The organism is Methylomonas sp. TEB, from assembly GCF_047777895.1.
Taxonomy (GTDB): Bacteria; Pseudomonadota; Gammaproteobacteria; order Methylococcales; family Methylomonadaceae; genus Methylomonas.
The window spans coordinates 1,531,831-1,547,052 of record NZ_CP180476.1 but is presented as its reverse complement, the minus strand read 5'-3'; the positions used below and the strand labels follow the sequence as shown (position 1 = coordinate 1,547,052).

The window sequence follows — 15,222 nt, the reverse complement described above, 5'->3', positions numbered from 1 at the left end:
GCTTACTCAAAATAGCTGGCTTTACGATAGCCTTTCAGGTTGGTTTGCAGGAAGGTATCGACATTGTCACCGAAGCTGGACAGACCTTTCAGTTCCAACTGTACGAAAAACGCCGTTTCCGGTTTGGTGCTAGGATCGATAAAGGCGATGGTATTGGCACCGTTGATAAAGCGCCTGCCCAGAATACGGAAGCGCCAGCAACAGTTTTCCCGCTCCACGCCAATGAAACTTTCCGTGGTTTTATCGAAATTCAAAGAGTACTGCCAGCGACCGAAGCCGTACCATTCGCCAAACAAAGGTAAGCGGAACGATACGTCGGTTTGCGAGATGGTTTGTAAGCTGTCCAAGGGGTTACGACGGTACCGATAGCCGAGGTTCACAATCTGGTTCGGTTGCATATTGTATTTTAACGCCACCTGACCGCGCGCGAAGCCGTTGGCTTCCGGATCCCACTGCGTACCGGTCATATACGACCAATGTTTGCTGAATTGGCCGCTCAGTTCTCCAACGAAATTGGAGCTATTACTGGTCTCAATCGGCTGCCCAGGCATCGTCACGGTTCTGTCCTGGAAATACATAATCTGTCCTAGACTGACTTTTAAAGGTTCCAAACCGGTATTGGAATCGATAAACCGCGAAACGGTGGCCAGCGTGATCTGATTAGCGTCCTGTATCCTGTCCCCACCGGCGAAACGGTTTTCCCGGAACAAGCTGTAAAAATTGGTATCGTACAGAGCGGTATCGAAGACCGGAATATTGCTTTGATCCTTGCGTGGGATGTACAGGTAGAAGGCCTGCGGCTCCAAGGTGTGCAGATACTGCGAACCACCGAAATTAAGGTCTTTTTCGAAATTCATGCCGCTGCTAACTGAGAAGATCGGCAAGGTCCGGCTGATAGTACTGGGCTGCCCGGCTAAGGTTTGGTTACTCAATTGATACTGCGTGTATTGGCCGGTGATTTTCGGGATGAAATACCCGGCGCTACTTTCCAATGGCAAGCTGAGTGACGGGGCAATATTAATCCGCTGACCGTTAACCAGATCGGTGTGGTGGAAATGGGTGAACTCGTTATTCATCGCCAGCGTAACCGGCAAACCTTCAAACGCATGCGCCACATTGAAATTGACGCGAGGCAGCATATCGTAGGGCATCGCGGCATCGGGAATGGTTTTATCCACCGATTGATAATGGTACGCCCCTACGGACAAACCTACACCGGTGCCGGCAACAGCCCCGCCGTAACTCAGTAATGCGGTACTGGGCAAATAACTGGTATTTTGGAAACCCAAGGCATTGTTCAAGTCGTTGAAATAGGTTTTGTCGGACACATAATTCAAATCCAACAAGGAATTTAAACCCGGTAACAAGGTAGATTGATCCTTCCAGCTTGCCGAGTAACGGGCCTTGTTGACCAATTGATCGTTGGGCATATATTCCGCAGAAAACGTACCTCTGGATATATCGGTCAGATAGCGGAATTTATTGCGTAACTGCTCACCACGCTTACTCATGTAACGCGGCGTGACGATATCGTCGAAGTTGGGGGCAATATTCCAATAAAACGGCACGGAAACGTCAAAACCGTTCCGCTGCGTACTACCCCAAGTTGGCGCCAACAGGCCCGACAGGCGGCGATTGTCGGTAGGGAAGGAAATATAGGGCGTGTACAACACCGGTACGCCTTTAAATTCCAGCCAAGCGTTTTTCGCGGAACCTTGTCCGCTGTCCCGGTTAATTTTCATCCGCGAAGCATGCACAATCCAGTCCTGGTTGCCCGGCGCACAACTGGTAAACGCGGCATCGTTATAACGCGACAAGCCTTTACTCTCGCGATAAACCACCCCGGCGTTGCCGCGAAACGGCGCCTCCGCGACGATAAATTGCGCCTTGCGCAAGCGTGCTTCGTCTTTACCCAGGCTCAACGAGGCGGTCTCGCTGGAAAAAGCCAGCTGGTCTTCGCTGTATAACACGCTACCTTGTGCGTCCAAGGTTTCGGCAACCGTATCGTAACTGGCCTTGTCGGCAACCAAATGCTGATCCGCGCGCACCATATCCACATTACCGGCAAAATTAAGCACTTCGCCGTCGAACACTTCCGAAAAATCGGCGTTAATATCGGTAGTTGCTGCATCGCGGACTTCGGCGGAGGTGGCTCTGATTTTGCGTTTTTTAGCACCCCACACTTCGCAGCTTTGCCAAGGATCTTTATCAAACTCGGCCCGTAAGGTTTGAAAATCCCGCTCTTGTTTGCGATCAAAGGTCGGCGTAAGCCAAGACGAACCGGACTCTTCACTGCTGCCGCCTTCGGCTACGACATGGGCCTCGCCTTTCGGATCGGCACCCACCAGATTACAGTTCCAACCACTCTTATCATCACCGGTTTTGCAAGTCCAACCGGGCACTTTGCCGGTATTGGCATTGGCTGTCTCGGTTTTGGGCTCGACTTTTTCCAGCACCGGTTTTTGATTTTCAGTCACTTTAACCCGTAACTTTTGCGGCTCGGCAATAGCTTTTTCCACCGCCTTTTCGACCACCTTAACTTTTTCCGGCTCGGGTTCCGGTTTGACCGCTTGTTGAACGGGCGCGGGCACGACAGGAACAGGCGGCTGCGCGACTGTTTCCGGCTGGGCAGGCTTGGTTTGGGCGGGCGGGGTGGGTTTAATCACTTGCGGCTGAGCAGTTGGCTCGTTGCCAGCAGGTGTTTGATTTAGACAAGTCCATTCGCCATTTTTGGTTTGCTCACAATTCCACGCCGCATTATTGGCAGCAGAGGCGACGCCCGTAAAAAACAATAATGCTGAAGAAATTGTATAAAACCGATAATTCATGTCTTGGCGAATGCGGCTAAATTGACTTAGCGGAATGGAAATCGAATAAAATGCTTGTCATCATTTTACCTTAGGTTGACCCGCAATTAATAAAAATGTACGTTTCCAGCTCAGACCGCCGCTTGGCGGAGCTTGTCGATTGGCTCAATAACGACGTCGCTCTTGATATACAACAAATCACCCCGGCTTCCAGCGACGCTAGCTTTAGGCGATATTTCCGAGTTGAGCACCGGGACGGCTGCCACATTGCCATGGATGCACCACCGGACAAGGAAAATACCGAACCGTTCGTACGCATCGCCGGATTGCTGAAACCGAGCGATATTCATATCCCGAATATCTATCAACAGAATAGCCGACAAGGTTTTCTGTTGCTGGAAGACTTAGGCTCCACAAGCTTTCTTGACCGCTTACAAACCGGCGATGCAGAACTGTTGTATCGACAAGCCATGGACAGCTTGTTCAAACTACAAACCGGCGTAAATCCGCTCGATTGCGGCTTGCCGGTTTACGACAGCGCTCTGCTACTGCGGGAACTCGGTATTTTTTACGAATGGTTTTTGGAAAAACTATTGGGCATTACGATTCCCCATACGCTCGCGACATCTCTCAACGCTATCTTGATCGATTCGGCGCTTGAACAGCCGCAAGTCTGCGTGCACCGCGACTTCCACTCGCGCAACCTGATGGTGCTGGAACACAACTCACCGGGCGTTATCGACTTCCAAGACGCCGTCGTCGGCCCTATCAGCTACGATTTGGTGTCGCTGCTGCGCGACTGTTACATCGCTTGGCCCGAACAGCAAGTCATCAGCTGGGCCCAGCAATATCATCAACGCCTGTTGTCAGCCGGACTGCTGAAAGCCGATTTCAATCAATTCAAACGCTGGTTCGATCTGATGGGCATGCAGCGTCACCTGAAAGCCGTCGGCATTTTCGCCAGACTGCATCTGCGCGATGGAAAATCCGACTATTTGGCCGACATTCCGCGCACCCTGGCTTATATTTCTAGGGTTTGCGAGCTCTATCCCGAGTTAACCGAGATGCAGCAGTTTCTGCAAGAACAGGTGCTGCCGCGTGTCGAGGCATCTGCATGAAGGCAATGATTTTAGCGGCCGGGCGCGGCGAAAGAATGCGGCCCTTGACCGACCATACCCCCAAACCCTTATTGAAAGCCGCCGGTAAGGCGCTGATTGAATACACCCTGGAAAACCTGGCACACGCCGGCTTTACCGAAATCGTCATCAACATCGCCCATCTAGGCGCGCAGATTAAAGACTATTGTGGAGATGGTAAGCGCTGGAATGTTTCGATTGATTATTCAGATGAAGGCGAAACCGCGCTGGAAACCGCCGGCGGCATTGCCAAGGCCCTGCCTTTGCTGGGCAATGAGCCGTTCCTGGTGCTTAACGCCGATATTGTTTGCGCTTATCCCTTGGCCAACTTGCGAACCCAAGCCATCGATCTGGCTCATCTGGTGATGATCAATAATCCGCCGCATCACCCGGAAGGTGACTTTTCGCTGAATGCCGACGGTGTATTGTCGGAACAAGGCTTGAACAAACTCACCTTCAGCGGTATCGGCGTTTATCACCCCAAGCTGTTTGCCAACATCCCGGTCGCGCCGTTAAAACTGAGACCGGTGTTAAACCAAGCCATGCAGCAACAGCGGATTAGCGGCGAGAAGTTTTCCGGCCTGTGGATGGACATAGGCACACCGGAACGCTTGGCTGAACTGAGTGAGCATCACGCCCGCCTCAGGGGTCTACATGCCGAGGATGGCATGCATTAGAATGGTTTGACGACGGCCAGCAAGACTATGGCGACTAAGAACAATACCGGAATCTCGTTGATCCAGCGGAAATACACATGCGAATGCCGGTTGCGATCATGCTTGAAATCCAGCAGCCACTTGCCACAAAACACATGGTAAACCACCAGCAAACCCAACAAACCCAACTTTAGATGTAGCCAACCGCTGCCGGAATATAGCATCCAGGCGTAATCACCCAACATCCACACGCCAAAGATAAAGGTACAAATCATGCCCGGCGTCATGATGCCATAGTACAGTTTGCGTTCCATGACTTTGAAGCGCTCGTTGCTGATACTGTCGTCGCTCATTGCGTGATAAACAAATAACCTGGGCAAATAAAACAAGCCGGCAAACCAGGTCACCATAAAAATCAAATGTAAGGCTTTTAACCAGAGCATGAGGTTCCCGAGGCTGACTAACGTAAAATTTCGGTGGTCACCGGCGCGGGTATGCCCGGTAACGCGGTGGGAGGCGCGACAATCAACACCCGATTACTGTTTTGTTGCGCTTGTCTTTCCAAAGCTGCCGCCTGGCGTTGTTCCGCTTCAACTTGCTGCTGCTGAGCAATCGCACTTTGCTTTAGGGCATTTGTCGATTCGGTTTGGTTTTTCAGTATCGCATCGCGTCTTTCAGCTTCCAGCTTGGCGGCTTTGGCAGCTTCCTGTTCGTTTTGCAGGGCTTCCAGCTTGGCTTTGGCCGCTGCCTCTTGTGCTTCATTGGCTTGAATATCCAACTGCACAGTTTTATCGCTGGTTTGGCAAGGTTTGGCCTGATAAATGGTTTTGCCGTCCTTGCCGATACATTTAAAGACTTCCGCGCTTGCCGAGTGATAACTCAGAACCATCGCCAGCAAAATTACCACCCTCATCGCACACCTCGCCAAAACGCCATTTGCTCGGGCCATAGTTTAGGGTAAAAATTCAGTCTGTTTTCAATAGTTAGGAAAAATCCTTGCGCCAAAATAGCTTATGTCGTTTTCCGGCTAGTCAAATCGATTAGGTCCCCAGATCTTGCTCGGTCATCTCCGCCAACGCATCGCGATGTTCGCGGCGAATTAATATTAGGTTTCTGGCATACACAAAAGTACCCGGCAATTGACCCAGAATAATCACGGGATCCACACGGTGAATACCGTAAGCCAACACAATGACCCCACCCGATAAACTGAAATACCAAAAACTCACCGGGATCATGCTCTTCTGGTGCCGCTCGCTGTGTATCCATTGCACGATAAAACGCATCATGAACAAGGTCTGGCCCACCAAACCGATGCTGAGCCAAATGATGTCATTCGAATCCATGATGGATAAGTGGTGCTGCCATTTATCCGCCAAATGCGTAAAAAAATAAACGATTCCATTTTCCATGTTAACGACTCCTAAAATACGGCGGAACAAATGGGTTGAATCCAGCGATTAACCACGCTGAATCTCGCTGACAATCGGCAGGCTATGGCGTTTTTTCAACCAAACCACGCCCAGCAAGTCGACGATGCCAACCAGCGCCCGGTCCAAGGTTCCGTACTTCGACGTGCCGAAATTTCTCGGCCTGTGATTCACTTTTACGGAAATGACATGTCCGCCCGCCATCCGGATTAACGCCGGCAGGAAACGGTGGATATGATCAAAATACGGTAAGGCCAAAAACTTATCGCGCAGGAATAACTTCAAGCCGCAACCGGTATCCGGCGTGGCGTCATGCAAAATAGACTGCCGCACCGCGTTGGCAAATTTGGAGGAAAACTTGCGCCAACCGGTATCGTTGCGCTTATGCCGAAAGCCGGCCAGCATCCACAATTGGCTGTCGTTTTGCTCGCGCCAGGCCGCGACCAGATGGGGTATATCGGCCGGATCGTTCTGGCCGTCGCCGTCCAAGGTGGCAATCCATGGGTAGCGCGCTGCCGAAACGCCGGTATGCACGGCACGGCTTTGTCCGCAACTGCGTTGATGTGTCAGCACGCGCAGAGTCGGATATTGCTGCATTGCACCTTGCAGTTTTAGGCCTGTGTCATCGGTACTACCGTCATCCACAAAAATCATTTCATAGGTTTCCCCATCGCCCAGCGCACGATGGATTTCCTCGATCAGCAATTCGACATTGTCCGTTTCATTGTGAACGGGGACTACTACAGAAATCTTCATATCTTGGTAAAAGTTGAAAAAGTTGTGAATTGTATCAAACGCTTATACACGGATAAGAATTTTGTACAGGTTTAAGTTATAGGGGCTTGACGTCAGCAGCCTGCCCCGCGCGCCGAAATACCAGCCAATATTCTCGATGCGGCTGTAGGTATACGGCATCGCTAGGCTGGTTTTTTTCCAGGGAAATCAAATAACCGTCCGCATGCTGTGCCGCCCAATCGGCAAGCCGTTCCGCGGATAAAACCGGCAGTGGCTGGGTCAATCGCCCCAAGAAATTGAATTGCCCTTGGTAATTGCCAACATAGACATAAGGAATATGCTGATCGTTAAAGCTTTTCACTTTTAACGCAGCGGGTTGCAGGTCGTATGCCGGGCCGGCATAACGAAAGAAAAATATAAATCCGACAAAAATTGCCGCCACCAACGCTGTCGAGATTGCCGCAACCGACAACGTGCGCTTAATCCAAACCAATAGCGCCAACATCATGGCAATAGCCAACACACTCAAACCCCATGCCGACTGCACAGTCTGGACCCAGTTCAATTTCGACAAACCCGGTACCTTGGGCAGATAAACTAAAAACACCCCAATTGCGCCGAACAGCACCGGCAGCAACCACTCGCCACCCATTCTCGGCTTTTGGGTATGCACCACCACCTTGGCTACCAACAACGCAAACGCCGGCAACATCGGAATCAAATAATGAATCTGCTTGCTGGGCAACAACGAGAACGCCACAAAGGTTGATACCAGCCAAACCAGACAGAAACGTAGACCGCGATCATTAAAAAATCGGCTGCCGCGCAAACTGCCCCAGAAATGCGGCCAGAACAACCAGGGGAACAAAAACATCGGTAAAAAAGGCAGATACCAAAACAGCGAACGGGTATGGATTTTGGTGCTGACTGCGCGATCAGCGGTTTGATGCCACAATATCGCGTTGGCGTATTGCTCGCCACCGGCAATGGCAGCCGGAATCGCCCAAACCAGGGCTATCGAGACTCCAATCAAGGCCGCGATCAACAAGCCAGCAAACCAGCGACTGAACACAATCGAACGCGGAGCCCAAACAGCAACCAAAATTGCGGTAGGGATTAGATGCAAAAAAACCACAGGCCCTTTACTTAGAATACCGAACCCCACTGCTGCCGCAACCAACATCCAACCCTTACGTTCCGAGCCTTGCAAGACTTCCAGCAAGCCGAGCATTCCCAACAGCACCCAGCTAGTCAGCAGAATATCAAACATGATAGACGTGGCGAATAAGGTCCACAGCAAGGTTGCAATCAAGACCCACGGCGCCGCCATTGCTACCGCAGTTTGCTCCGGCCAAAGTTTTTCCGCCAATTTCCGCGTCAGCAACAGATTTGCCAATGCAGCCAACGGCCCGACCAAACTCGGCCACCACTGATTAACGCCGAACACCCACCACCCGGCTTGAATCAACCAAAATAATAATGGCGGTTTATGGCTGTAGGTTTCGCCATTCAAATACGGCACCAGGAAGTCGCCGCGCAGCCACATCTCCCAAGCCACACTGAGATAGCGCGTTTCATCGATGGGAATGGTCGAGCGAAAATAAACGCTTGCGGACAACAGCAGCCAAAGCGGCACAATGCCCCAGCGGTAAATCAGTTTATCGGGTATGGTCATTTTTCGAGAAAATATCGATTCGGGGCACGGGACATCCAAGCGCCCAGAATCACGCCAGCGTTATAACAAAAGCTTAAGCCAATTTCATGCCAACACTATTACAGCCGACAAAGCCCGAGACATCTCAAGCCGACATCAAAAGGCCGAGAGGATCGGTTGAAACAAACCGTTAAGCGGGTTGAATTGCCCCATTAATCATAAGGAATCAGGCGACGACTAAGCGCCATGACAAACTCTCGCCAGCCCGTAACGGTGTAATAGTGCCAGCCGTATCGGCATAGGCTTCCGGTACCATCCAGGCTTGCTTTTCTAAAGTAACGCTCGCGGAATTGTGCGGCAAACCGTAAAAATCCGCGCCATAAAAACTGGCAAACCCTTCCAGCTTATCCAATGCGCCAGCCTGTTCGAAGGCTTCAGCATACAATTCCAATGCCGCATGCGCGCTGTAACAACCTGCGCAACCGCAGCTATTTTCTTTCAAGCCGGTCAAATGCGGCGCACTATCGGTGCCAAGGAAAAATTTGGGATTACCGCTGGTAGCCGCACTTATCAGGGCTTGGCGATGATGCTCGCGCTTTAAGATAGGCAAACAATAGTAATGCGGACGAATACCGCCCGCCAAAATGGCATTGCGGTTATAGAGCAAATGCTGCGGGGTAATAGTCGCGGCGATATTCTCGGATGCAGCTTCGACAAATTGCACCGCTTCCTGGGTCGTCAAATGCTCTAACACGATGCGTAGTGTCGGAAATTGCCGGGTAAGCTTGCTTAGCTTGTTATCGATAAACAGTTTTTCGCGGTCAAAAATATCGTATTCCGCATCCGTCACTTCGCCGTGGATTAATAGTGGTACGCCGTATTGCTCCATCGCCGCAAATAAAGGATAAGCCGCTTCAATGTCGGCGACTCCGGCATCGGAATTGGTGGTTGCTCCGGCCGGATATAGTTTGAAGGCATGAACATGCTCGGCATCGGCCACCTTTTTGATTTCCTCAACAGAGGTACTTGCCGTTAGATACAAAGTCATCAAAGGCTGAAACGTGGACTCTCGCGGCAAAGCAGCCAAAATTTCCTGCCTGTAAAGTAAAGCCTGCGCGACCGTGGTGACCGGGGGTTTCAGATTCGGCATGATAATAGCGCGACCGAACTGCTTGGCAGTATGCCCGATCACCGTTTTTAAAATACTGCCGGTTCTGACGTGCAAATGCCAATCATCAGGTTGGCGGATGGTCAATTTATCCATAATCTCCGGGCGTTTTCATTTAAAATAGCTAGTTATTCTAACATTAAGGGCCTTGAAAATTTAAAACCCCGCCCTTAGTAAGCCGATTTAAACACTTTCAACTGGAGAAGCAGATGCCTATTTACGAATACCAATGCAATGCTTGCGGACATGAACACGAAGCCCTGCAAAAACTGGGTGCAGAGCCCTTAATCGTTTGCCCGGCCTGCAATGAAGCGGAATTAAAAAAGAAAATTTCCGCAGCGGGATTTCGTTTGAAAGGCGGCGGCTGGTACGAAACCGATTTTAAAAGCGGCAACAAGAAAAACGTCGCCGGCGAAAGCAAAGCCCCGGAAAAAGCCAGCAGTTGCAGCGGCTGCCCGAACCATAACCATTAGGAATCTCATGGTAACTGCCAGTTTTCCGAAACGACTGGCACTTCCTAATTTTTACCTATCCCTGTATTTTGATTAACCCGAGAACAACTATGCGTAGCCACAAGTGTGGAGAATTGAACACCCAACATCTAGGTCAAACCGTTGCCCTGTGCGGCTGGGTTCATCGTCGCCGTGACCACGGCGGCGTTATTTTTATCGACTTGAGAGACCGCGCCGGCTTGGTGCAAGTGGTGTTCGATCCCGATATGGCCGAAAGTTTTGCGATTGCCGAACACGTCCGCAGCGAATACGTGCTGCGTATCGAAGGCGTCGTCCGCGACCGGCCTGAAGGCACGCATAATCCCAATATGTCCACCGGCCAAATTGAAATATTAGGCAAGCACATAGAGGTACTCAACGAAGCGGAAACTCCGCCATTCCCGCTGGAAAGCGACATCGAAGTCAACGAAGAAACCCGCCTGCGTTTCCGTTACATCGACATGCGCCGCACCGCGATGCAGCAAAAAATGAAAGTACGCCGCGATGTGACCCGCAACCTGCGTCAATATCTGGACGACCACGAATTTTTCGAAATCGAAACACCGTATCTGACCAAGGCTACGCCGGAAGGCGCGCGCGATTACATCGTACCCAGCCGTACCCACCAAAATTCGTTCTTTGCTTTACCGCAATCGCCGCAGCTCTACAAACAGTTGCTGATGATTGCCGGCATGGACCGTTATTATCAAGTCGTGCGTTGCTTCCGCGACGAGGATTTGCGAGCTGATCGCCAGCCGGAATTTACCCAGCTGGATATCGAAACCTCGTTCATGAATGAACAAGAGATCATGGCGGTGATGGAAGAAATGATCCGCCGCTTGTTCAAGGACATTATCGACGTGGATTTGGGCGACCAATTCCCGGTCATGAGTTATGCCGAAGCCATGAATCGTTACGGTTCGGACCGTCCGGATCTGCGTATCCCGCTGGAACTGGTAGACATTGCCGAGGAAATGAAAGGCGTGGATTTCAAAGTCTTCTCCGGCCCCGCCAACGATCCAAACGGCCGCGTCGTGGCCATGAAATTGCCGGAAGGCGGCGACTTGAGCCGCAGCGTGATCGACGAACTCACCAAATTTGTCGGCATATACGGCGCCAAGGGCCTGGCTTATATCAAAGTCAACGATTTAGCGGCCGGCGTCGACGGTTTGCAATCACCTATCGTTAAATTCGCCCCTGCCGACGTCTGGGCCAAAGTGATGGAAAAAGTCGACGCCCAAAACGGCGATCTGATTTTCTTCGGAGCCGACAAAGCAGGTATCGTCAATGAAGCGATGGGCGCACTGCGCGTGAAACTGGGCTTGGACCGCAACCTGTTAATCGGCCCTTGGAAACCATTGTGGGTCGTCGATTTCCCAATGTTCGCCTGGGACGAAAAAGCCCAACGTTACACCGCGATCCACCACCCTTTCACTGCACCTAGCTGCTCGGTCGAAGAACTGGTCGCCAATCCCGGCACTGCACTGTCGCGCGCTTACGACTTGGTGTTGAACGGTACAGAAGTCGGCGGCGGCTCGATCCGGATCAACCGCACTGCGATGCAACAAACCGTATTCGACATTCTCGGCATCGGCCACGAAGAAGCCCGCGAAAAATTCGGCTTCCTGCTGGATGCCTTGAAATACGGCGCGCCTCCGCATGGCGGTATCGCCTTTGGTTTGGACCGCTTGGTGATGTTAATGACCGGCGCCAGTTCGATCCGCGACGTCATAGCGTTCCCGAAAACCCAGACTGCCGCTTGCCCATTATTCAATGCGCCGGCATTGGTCAGCGAAGAACAATTGAAAGAATTGGGTATCAGACTGCGTACCCCTGCCGGCAAAACCGAAAAGCAGGATTAAGGTAAATCTGAGGGCGGACTGTCTTGTCCGCCCTTTGTTCTTGTTAAGCTTACCACCGGATACCTTGGGAAGCAGTCATCCAAGGTATTGATATACGTCAAAAAAGCACCCCAAATAGTCGTTGACTTTTTTTGCCAAATTGATAAGTTAATCACGTTATTTTTATTAAATAACAGATCCCGGCCGGGGATCTTCGCATGGCATAAGGATTACCGCCCAACACTCCGAATGAGGAGGGGGATGCTATGAATAAAATAACTCCACATCTACTTCGCGATTTGAACGCCACTCTTCCTGAGGGCACGGAGTGCTATCTGTGCGGCGCAGTCAGAAGAGCGCTACACCATTACCGCAAGGGTCGCGAACCCGTGGCCTACCTAGACAAAGATCAAGCTCTGCCGGTGCTAGCCCATCGCCTTGGCCGCGGCCTTAGACGCTTTTTCGTAGACGACATACAAACAGCGCTAGATGCTGCAGACCATCCGGACCAGCAAAAAAGCTCGCTCAGCTGGCCCTACTAAACAAATCGATTAATCGTTTTTAGGGACACCTACCGACTACATCCCCCTTCGGCGAAGGGGGAGTTTTTCAAGCCTTTCAACATTGAGCCTCAAACGCGGACCGGAAAAGCCAGCACATCACTGATAGACTCGCTGCCCAGAGCAATCATCAGCAGCCGATCCAAACCAATTGCTACCCCGCTGCAATCCGGCAAACCGAATTTCAATGCCTGCAAAAATGCTTCATCTTTGCTAACAACCGGCAAGTCGTGGCTTAGCCGATAGGCAATTTCCTTATCAAAACGTGCCTCCTGCTCTTGCGGATCGGCAAGTTCATAAAAACCATTGCCCAGTTCCACGCCATTAATGAACACTTCAAAACGCTCACTGATCCTTGGATCATCAACATGCAGGCGAGCCAGCGAAGACTGTATTGCCGGATAGCTATGCAGCAAATAAATCGTATTTTTATCCATCATCCGCTGGACGCAATGGCTAAAAATAAAATCCAGCCACAAAGCATGATCGTCGCCGCATAGGTCGACAGCCTCCGGAAGCGCATTCGCAGCCGCATAAGCCTGATAATCGCTGACGCAAAAAATCAAGGGATCCAAGCCGGTGGCGTGCAAAAATAGTTGTTGGTAGCTGATTTGTTTGGTTGACAATGCGGCATGAAAAGGTTGCAACAACTGCAACAATAATTCGGCGACTTCCGCCATCAATTGCCGCAAATCGTAGCCGACCCGATACCATTCCAAAATCGTGAATTCCGGATTGTGGTAGCGCCCGGCTTCGCCGTTCCTAAAGGCCTTGCAGATCTGATAAATACTGCCGCTACCAGCGGCCAACAGCCGTTTCATCGCGAACTCAGGCGAGGTTTGCAGAAACAGGGTGGGCTGGCTGGGGGGGAAGTTAAACTGGCTGCTGAAAAAATCCAGCTGCGGATCGGTACCGGTGGCTGGGCACAATAGCGGCGTCTCGACTTCCAACACATCCCGTGCCTCGAAAAAACGCCGTATCGCCGCCAGCATTTGCGCGCGAGTGCGCAAATGCACCAGTGGGCAGCTCGGCTGCCAGCTTACCGTCACTCTTTGACGCGGGACACGTATTCGCCGGTACGGGTATCGACTTTAATCACTTCGCCGATTTGTACAAACAAGGGTACGCGCACCACAGCACCGGATTCCAGCGTAGCCGGTTTGCCGCCACCGCCAGAAGTATCGCCTTTCAAACCAGGATCGGTTTCGGTAATTGCCAATTCCACGAAATTGGGCGGGGTAACCGATAACGGTGAGTCGTTCCACAAGGTCATCGTGCAAATATCTTGCTCTTTCAGCCATTTAATGGCATCGGACACCGCATTTTTATCGGCTTGATACTGCTCAAATGTATCCGGCACCATGAAATGCCAGAATTCGCCATCGCTATACAGATACTGCATTTCTTTATCAACGACGTCCGCACCTTCGACGGTATCGCCGGATTTGAAGGTACGTTCGATGACGCGGCCGGTTTTCAGATTTCTGATCCTGACCCGATTGAACGCCTGCCCCTTACCCGGCTTAACAAACTCGTTTTCGATAATCGAACAAGGGTCATTGTCCAGCATGATTTTCAAACCGCCCTTGAACTCGTTGGTGCTAAAAGTCGCCATTTTTTCCTCGTGAAACAAATAATAATCGGACGATTATAATGGATATGATTTTTAATCGGAAACCGGAGCAGCATTGAACACCCAAACCGCCGGCTGGCAACAGGCGCTGGCCGACGCATTTACCAGCGTCGAGGCCCTTTGTGACTATTTGAATATTTCAACAGACAGCATGGCATTGCTGCCGGATTTCAAAGCCTTTCCGCTCCGTGTGCCGCGCGGCTTTGCTGATTGCATGCGCCGCGGCGATCCAAATGACCCCTTGCTGAGACAAGTGCTGCCGACTCAGAACGAACTGATCGACTATCCGGGCTACAGCCATGATCCGGTAGGCGACCTTGGCGCGGTCGCCGAAGCAGGTATTATTCATAAGTATCATGGCCGGGTATTGTTGATCAGCACCGGCGCTTGCGCAGTGCACTGCCGGTATTGTTTTCGGCGGAATTTTCCTTATGCGGAATTGCAGTTGTCAACGCAAAAAATTCAACAAGCGCTTAGCTACATCATTAGCCATCCGGAAATCAGCGAAGTCATCCTCAGTGGCGGCGACCCCTTGCTGCTAAATGACGAAAAACTCGGCCAGCTGTTGGCACGGTTAGGTGAGATTGAACATATCAAACGGATTCGCATTCATAGCCGAGTGCCCATCGTGTTACCAATGCGCGTCACCCAACCACTGCTCAACTCTTTCTCCAGCCTGTCGCAACAAGTTGTGATGGTATTTCACGCCAATCATGCGAATGAGCTGAGTGCTGCCGTTGGAGCTATTTGCGGCGATTTACGCCGCCACGGCATCACTTTATTGAACCAAAGCGTTCTGCTAAAGGGAGTTAACGATGCCGGCCGCACTCTCTGCGAACTGAGCGAAAAGCTATTTGATCTGGGGATTTTGCCTTACTACCTGCATGTACTGGATCACGCCAGCGGCACCGGTCATTTTGAAGTATCCGAAATCGCCGCCCGGCAATTGCTCGAAGATATGCAAAGCCATCTACCCGGTTATCTGGTTCCCAAGCTGGTTAAAGAACAGGCCGGAGCAGCCTATAAAATCCCAATTTGCTGAGCACCGGACAGTTTTCCGGCGACATGGATTCACATTTACCGATACCCGGTCTAAGATTTTTCCCGTCCC

14 protein-coding genes are annotated in these 15,222 nt (G+C 51.3%); 5 read left to right on the top strand and 9 right to left on the bottom strand.

Annotation, left to right across the window (positions count from 1 at the left end):
- Nucleotides 1-2: 2 nt before the first annotated feature.
- On the bottom strand, nt 3-2,666 hold the full coding sequence (locus tag ACMXD4_RS07050; protein WP_415880282.1) for an LPS-assembly protein LptD: 2,664 nt from the start codon (nt 2,664-2,666) through the stop codon (nt 3-5).
- A 257-nt stretch (nt 2,667-2,923) separates the two neighbouring features.
- Between ACMXD4_RS07050 and ACMXD4_RS07045 the strand changes: the two genes are divergently transcribed.
- Both ACMXD4_RS07045 and murU read left to right on the top strand, forming a co-directional pair.
- Entirely contained in the window at nt 2,924-3,925 is a 1,002-nt protein-coding gene (locus ACMXD4_RS07045) for an aminoglycoside phosphotransferase family protein (RefSeq protein WP_033155514.1), read from the top strand.
- The gene (gene murU / locus ACMXD4_RS07040) at nt 3,922-4,620 is read left to right on the top strand and encodes an N-acetylmuramate alpha-1-phosphate uridylyltransferase MurU (protein WP_033155515.1); all 699 of its coding nucleotides are present in this window, start codon (nt 3,922-3,924) and stop codon (nt 4,618-4,620) included. Before ACMXD4_RS07045 ends, murU begins: the two co-directional genes overlap by 4 nt.
- Here murU and hemJ read toward each other — a convergent pair.
- The 6 genes from hemJ to pyrC all read right to left on the bottom strand — a co-directional run bounded on the left by hemJ (nt 4,617) and on the right by pyrC (nt 9,682).
- Nucleotides 4,617-5,042 (bottom strand): protoporphyrinogen oxidase HemJ, encoded by a 426-nt coding sequence (gene hemJ / locus ACMXD4_RS07035; protein WP_033155516.1) that lies wholly within the window; start codon nt 5,040-5,042, stop codon nt 4,617-4,619. The two genes, murU and hemJ, sit on opposite strands and share 4 nt — an antisense overlap.
- Nucleotides 5,043-5,059: 17 nt before the next feature.
- Complete coding sequence (locus ACMXD4_RS07030; protein WP_415880281.1) at nt 5,060-5,512, bottom strand: DUF4124 domain-containing protein; 453 nt, start codon at nt 5,510-5,512, stop codon at nt 5,060-5,062.
- Nucleotides 5,513-5,639: 127 nt separating this feature from the next.
- On the bottom strand, nt 5,640-6,011 hold the full coding sequence (locus ACMXD4_RS07025; protein ID WP_033155518.1) for a lipid-A-disaccharide synthase N-terminal domain-containing protein: 372 nt from the start codon (nt 6,009-6,011) through the stop codon (nt 5,640-5,642).
- Nucleotides 6,012-6,059: 48 nt separating this feature from the next.
- Nucleotides 6,060-6,785, bottom strand: coding sequence for a glycosyltransferase family 2 protein (locus ACMXD4_RS07020; RefSeq protein ID WP_415880280.1), 726 nt, complete (start codon nt 6,783-6,785; stop codon nt 6,060-6,062).
- A 76-nt stretch (nt 6,786-6,861) separates the two neighbouring features.
- A complete protein-coding gene (locus ACMXD4_RS07015; RefSeq protein ID WP_415880279.1) occupies nt 6,862-8,439 on the bottom strand; it encodes an ArnT family glycosyltransferase in 1,578 nt (525 codons plus the stop codon).
- Between the two features lie 205 nt (nt 8,440-8,644).
- Nucleotides 8,645-9,682: a dihydroorotase gene (pyrC, locus tag ACMXD4_RS07010; protein WP_415880278.1), complete on the bottom strand. Its 1,038-nt coding sequence runs from the start codon at nt 9,680-9,682 to the stop codon at nt 8,645-8,647.
- A gap of 113 nt (nt 9,683-9,795) precedes the next feature.
- On the opposite strand from pyrC, the gene ACMXD4_RS07005 reads away from it, so the two are divergent.
- Together ACMXD4_RS07005 and aspS are read left to right on the top strand one after the other, a co-directional pair.
- Complete coding sequence (locus ACMXD4_RS07005) at nt 9,796-10,059, top strand: FmdB family zinc ribbon protein (protein ID WP_026603920.1); 264 nt, start codon at nt 9,796-9,798, stop codon at nt 10,057-10,059.
- A gap of 89 nt (nt 10,060-10,148) precedes the next feature.
- The gene (gene aspS / locus ACMXD4_RS07000; protein ID WP_415880277.1) at nt 10,149-11,939 is read left to right on the top strand and encodes an aspartate--tRNA ligase; all 1,791 of its coding nucleotides are present in this window, start codon (nt 10,149-10,151) and stop codon (nt 11,937-11,939) included.
- Nucleotides 11,940-12,549: 610 nt separating this feature from the next.
- Here aspS and epmA read toward each other — a convergent pair.
- On the bottom strand, nt 12,550-13,527 hold the full coding sequence (gene epmA / locus ACMXD4_RS06995; RefSeq protein ID WP_415880276.1) for an EF-P lysine aminoacylase EpmA: 978 nt from the start codon (nt 13,525-13,527) through the stop codon (nt 12,550-12,552).
- Nucleotides 13,524-14,093, bottom strand: a complete 570-nt coding sequence (gene efp / locus ACMXD4_RS06990; RefSeq protein WP_033155525.1) for an elongation factor P — start codon at nt 14,091-14,093, stop codon at nt 13,524-13,526. The genes epmA and efp overlap by 4 nt, the downstream gene beginning before the upstream one ends.
- Before the next feature lie 73 nt (nt 14,094-14,166).
- On the opposite strand from efp, the gene epmB reads away from it, so the two are divergent.
- Nucleotides 14,167-15,153, top strand: coding sequence for an EF-P beta-lysylation protein EpmB (gene epmB / locus ACMXD4_RS06985; RefSeq protein ID WP_415880275.1), 987 nt, complete (start codon nt 14,167-14,169; stop codon nt 15,151-15,153).
- Nucleotides 15,154-15,222: the final 69 nt, after the last annotated feature.

What these genes read in the sequence shown, in the direction of transcription:
- pyrC (WP_415880278.1), bottom strand. Translation starts at nt 9,682, where the DNA reads ATGGATAAATTGACCATCCGCCAACCTGATGATTGGCATTTGCACGTC.
- ACMXD4_RS07030 (WP_415880281.1), bottom strand. Translation starts at nt 5,512, where the DNA reads ATGAGGGTGGTAATTTTGCTGGCGATGGTTCTGAGTTATCACTCGGCA.
- ACMXD4_RS07025 (WP_033155518.1), bottom strand. Translation starts at nt 6,011, where the DNA reads ATGGAAAATGGAATCGTTTATTTTTTTACGCATTTGGCGGATAAATGG.
- murU (WP_033155515.1), top strand. Translation starts at nt 3,922, where the DNA reads ATGAAGGCAATGATTTTAGCGGCCGGGCGCGGCGAAAGAATGCGGCCC.
- efp (WP_033155525.1), bottom strand. Translation starts at nt 14,093, where the DNA reads ATGGCGACTTTTAGCACCAACGAGTTCAAGGGCGGTTTGAAAATCATG.
- ACMXD4_RS07005 (WP_026603920.1), top strand. Translation starts at nt 9,796, where the DNA reads ATGCCTATTTACGAATACCAATGCAATGCTTGCGGACATGAACACGAA.
- aspS (WP_415880277.1), top strand. Translation starts at nt 10,149, where the DNA reads ATGCGTAGCCACAAGTGTGGAGAATTGAACACCCAACATCTAGGTCAA.
- ACMXD4_RS07015 (WP_415880279.1), bottom strand. Translation starts at nt 8,439, where the DNA reads ATGACCATACCCGATAAACTGATTTACCGCTGGGGCATTGTGCCGCTT.
- ACMXD4_RS07045 (WP_033155514.1), top strand. Translation starts at nt 2,924, where the DNA reads ATGTACGTTTCCAGCTCAGACCGCCGCTTGGCGGAGCTTGTCGATTGG.
- hemJ (WP_033155516.1), bottom strand. Translation starts at nt 5,042, where the DNA reads ATGCTCTGGTTAAAAGCCTTACATTTGATTTTTATGGTGACCTGGTTT.
- ACMXD4_RS07020 (WP_415880280.1), bottom strand. Translation starts at nt 6,785, where the DNA reads ATGAAGATTTCTGTAGTAGTCCCCGTTCACAATGAAACGGACAATGTC.